This window comes from Anaeromusa sp. (assembly GCF_028691475.1).
In the GTDB taxonomy this organism is placed as follows: domain Bacteria; phylum Bacillota; class Negativicutes; order Anaeromusales; family Anaeromusaceae; genus Anaeromusa.
Genome location: NZ_JAQUZF010000183.1, coordinates 1 through 3,524 on the forward strand (window position 1 = coordinate 1; position 3,524 = coordinate 3,524).

The 3,524-nt window shown below is 47.8% G+C and carries 5 protein-coding genes; 3 read left to right on the forward strand and 2 right to left on the reverse strand.

All coding sequences use genetic code 11. The features are described from left to right. On the forward strand, window positions 1-301 hold a 301-nt coding region (locus PHF27_RS13885), incomplete at its 5' end, for a hypothetical protein (protein WP_300071334.1). A gap of 36 nt (window positions 302-337) precedes the next feature. On the opposite strand, the gene PHF27_RS13890 is transcribed toward PHF27_RS13885, so the two are convergent. After that, window positions 338-817: a hypothetical protein gene (locus PHF27_RS13890; RefSeq protein ID WP_300071337.1), complete on the reverse strand. Its 480-nt coding sequence runs from the start codon at window positions 815-817 to the stop codon at window positions 338-340. A 172-nt stretch (window positions 818-989) separates the two neighbouring features. Between PHF27_RS13890 and PHF27_RS13895 the strand changes: the two genes are divergently transcribed. Both PHF27_RS13895 and PHF27_RS13900 read left to right on the forward strand, forming a co-directional pair. Beyond that, window positions 990-1,577 (forward strand): RQC-minor-1 family DNA-binding protein, encoded by a 588-nt coding sequence (locus tag PHF27_RS13895; RefSeq protein WP_300071339.1) that lies wholly within the window; start codon window positions 990-992, stop codon window positions 1,575-1,577. Window positions 1,578-1,744: 167 nt separating this feature from the next. Further along, on the forward strand, window positions 1,745-2,179 hold the full coding sequence (locus PHF27_RS13900) for a universal stress protein (protein ID WP_300071342.1): 435 nt from the start codon (window positions 1,745-1,747) through the stop codon (window positions 2,177-2,179). A 105-nt stretch (window positions 2,180-2,284) separates the two neighbouring features. Here the strand turns inward: PHF27_RS13900 and PHF27_RS13905 are convergent, their stop codons facing one another. Beyond that, the gene (locus PHF27_RS13905; RefSeq protein ID WP_300071345.1) at window positions 2,285-3,325 is read right to left on the reverse strand and encodes a peptidoglycan recognition family protein; all 1,041 of its coding nucleotides are present in this window, start codon (window positions 3,323-3,325) and stop codon (window positions 2,285-2,287) included. Between the last annotated feature and the right edge of the window lie 199 nt (window positions 3,326-3,524).

A 3,524-nucleotide genomic window follows, 5' to 3' on the forward strand; every position in this document is an offset into this window, starting at 1 on the left:
AGGGTCCCGCATGGAACGCCCCTGCATGATGGACAGCGTAAACTGGACCGCCGAACAGCGTGCACAGTTCCAACAAGATATGCAAAAGCATCATGAAAAAATGATGGAGCTGCAAAAAGAATTCATCAAAGAAGAAGTAGCCAAAGGCCTTATATCCCAAGACTGGGCAGACCAACACCTCAAGCGCATGCAAGAACGTATGGACTGGCAAAAAGCCCATCCTGGCGAACACCCCGGAGCCCATCACCGCGGTATGATTCCTGACGGCCCGCACAAAGCCCCGTCGGAACAAGGATTTTAAGAGAATCAGCCCCAACAACAGTTGGGGCTGATTCTTTTATTCAAAGGTATACGTAAACTGTCCATGCGCGCCGTTTTCAGAGATGGAAAAGAAAGTAACTTCTTCCCAGCCTTTTTGTCCGGCATATTGGCCGCCTTTACCATAGTACTGAAAATTCATGGCTGGATTAACGAAGAAGCTGAGATCCGGATCGGAAAGGTTAGCAGTCGGATCGCCCTGCCAAACGCGGCTTCGCGAAAAAGCGTACAGCCAGAGCACTTGTTCCCAATTGCCATAATGGTCAATCGTAACTGTTGCGGACGTATACGGTTTTAGAACTACCCAGCCTTTGGTAGAATTACTGTTTCGCACAGCGTCCCAAGCCGTATAGGTCACCTTTAGTGTGTCTTCTTTATTGTTGATTAACTCTAAGGAGGCCGCAGCGACCACACCTTGCGTCGGAAGCGCCGCCAACAGCGCCATAATCAAAAACATCCCGCAGAAGCTGCGCACCAAGCAGCGTTGCCAGTCTCTCATTTTTCCAGCTCCTTTATTTTTTGCATTTTCCTTAACAGTACAATACATCCTTCGCTTTGGCAAATACAGGAATTATTTCTTGTAATAAATTGCGTTTTTAGGTTTTTCTTCCTGCCATACTGTCATATAATTTAAAAGAAACTACATTTGCACATAGAAGGGATGGCATAGCATGGACAGAAGAAGATCAAGAATCCGCTATGAACTAGATCACGGAAATATACGCCAGCTTTCCGAGGAAGAAATAAAAGCCATTCTCCGAGCTGCGGATGAGTTGATCGGCACTGGCGGCCGCAGCCTGTTGGCAAAAATTCTCAAAGGCTCCAAAGACAAGAAGATTCTGGAACACGAGTTGGACCAATGCCCTGTTTACGGCTATTACCAGGAGCTAACGCTGCCGGAAATAACCAACCGCATTGACTGGACAATCAAGAAGGGATATCTGGAAATCCAGTATAACGGTAAACTGCCACTGCTTATTTTCTCGGAATTCGGCTGGGAAATTGAACGGGAAACTTACGCTGAAGAACTGTTTCAGCAGCTTACTACCCTGCTGGACTGCAATGATTACAGCATTGTGCAGGAATTAAAGGACCGCAATCGCGGCATGATTTTTCTCCTTCTCGACAAAATCGAGGAAAATGGCAATGCGCGATTTATTCCGTTGCTGAAGTCCTGGAAAGAAATCGAGTACAAAAAAGTGCAGGCTGCGATTCAAGAAGTTATCGAACAGCTCGCCCAAAAAGGCTCTATTTTTTAAAAATCCCTTTCGCGTCTTTCGTGTATTTCGCGGTTCGTTACCCACAAATCCTTGCCGCTCCTCCTATCTCAGCCTCTCAAAGCAGAAAATGTTTTTTGTCTTCCCTTACCCGTCGCAATGTCATATAATTTAGAATATAGGAAATAAATTGCAAGGAGGGTCTAACTATGCCGGCAAAAAAAATCCTGGTTGCTTTTGACGGTTCCAAGCATAGCCGCAAAGCTCTGGAGTGGGCGTTAAATTCCTATGAAGCCGGAACTGCCTCCATTGAAGTTGTTACCGTGGTGGAACCCATTGCAAACTATTCCATTCCCGAAGCATTCCCGCTGGAAGTAACCGCCTTTCACCAAGACCAGCAAGCCATGCGGGAGGAAAAATTGAAAGAGCTACGCCAGGAGTGGGCGGCCTGCGGCAAGGAGTTTACCACTCATGTTCTCAACGGCAATATCGTCGAAACCCTGCTCGATTACAGTATGGAAAGCAAGGCCGACTTGCTGGTAACCGGCACGCGCGGTGCCGGCGGCTTTAAAGGCCTGCTTTTGGGCAGCGTAGCGCACGAGCTTGTGACCCATGCTAAAATGCCTGTAGTTGTAGTGAAATAAGTTGCAAGAAAACCAGGAAAAAGAGAGCTGTGCCACGGCGCAGCTCTCTTTTTGATATACCAGAATTCATAAAACGAACCGCGAAATACATGAAAGACATTACCCTTACTTCCCGGCCGACGCAATGAGATTGACAAATTCCTGCCACGGAAACGCCGCGCCGGGACAATCGGTTCCCTCCGTCACTGCGCGATGAGGCTTCACGTTTTCCAGCGTAACGTGATATTTCTCCATCAATTCCCGCGTCAAATTCGCCGCGCCCTGGAGCTGCGCTAACACTGGACGTTCCTTGCTGAAGTCTCCAACCAGCACAATACCCAGACTGCGCTGATTAACTCCAAGAGCATGCGCGCCGACCACGTTCTCCGGTCTCCCTTCGGCCGCATTCCCGTCGGCAAATACCAGCTTATGGTAACCTATGCCGGCCCAACCATTGGTTAAATGCAAGTCTTGAATATCTTCGCGCGTCGTCGTGAGCGGCATCGCCGCGTGATGAACGACAATCAGCTCTGTCTTTTTTCGCAGAACCAGCGGCTCCGAAAAATACAGTTGCGGCAAAAAGTAATTGTCGCTTTTAAGCCACGCTCCTTCGGTCGGCGCTTTCACTTCGCCCGGTTCGCAAGGAATATCCGTAATTTCAAAACCTTTCACTTCCGTGTGCATATTGATATGGTTTTTTCCATCGCCAGCAACAAAAAAGCGAACCCATCGCTCCGCCTGCGCGTTTTTACCAATCCGAACAGCCAACTGTGCCCGCGGGTAACTCTCAAGAATAGCTGCCAGGCTGTCTGTTCCCGTAAGAGCCGCCTGCAACTCCGGGAAATACTGTCCCAAATGGCGAATCTTCAAATTCTCTTCCAACAGCAACGTCTCTTTTTTTACGCGCTCATCTGCATTATACTCCACCCACAGAGTTCCCTTTTTCCCTTGCATCACACTAGCATATCCATAGGCTTTCGCTAGAGAAGGCTTCTTGGAAATGATTTCTTGCCATTCTTCACCTCCGCGAAAATGAAGTGTGTCTTCTTGCACCACATAAGCAGAACCGTATTGCGCTTCCACTGTTGCTTTCGTTTCTCCCAGTACTGGCAGAGCAGCAGCTTCCCCATAGGCCCAGCTGAAAAAAAGCACCCAAACTATCAGCACTCCCCTTAACAGCAAGTTACTCGAAAAAAATCTCTGTACCACACTCATCCCCAGCCTCTCTTTATAAATATGGAGTGTTCTCACAAACTCAAAACCCTTGAATTTACAGGCCTCGTAATGAGGTCTTTTTATTTTACCTCCCAACATAGAGCGGAAAATTAGTGAAGAAAAATCAATTTGGGACTTGATTTTTTCAAAA

Excerpts from the sequence above, each read along its gene's own strand:
- PHF27_RS13895 (WP_300071339.1), top strand. The coding sequence starts at position 990 with ATGGACAGAAGAAGATCAAGAATCCGCTATGAACTAGATCACGGAAAT.
- PHF27_RS13890 (WP_300071337.1), bottom strand. The coding sequence starts at position 817 with ATGAGAGACTGGCAACGCTGCTTGGTGCGCAGCTTCTGCGGGATGTTT.
- PHF27_RS13900 (WP_300071342.1), top strand. The coding sequence starts at position 1,745 with ATGCCGGCAAAAAAAATCCTGGTTGCTTTTGACGGTTCCAAGCATAGC.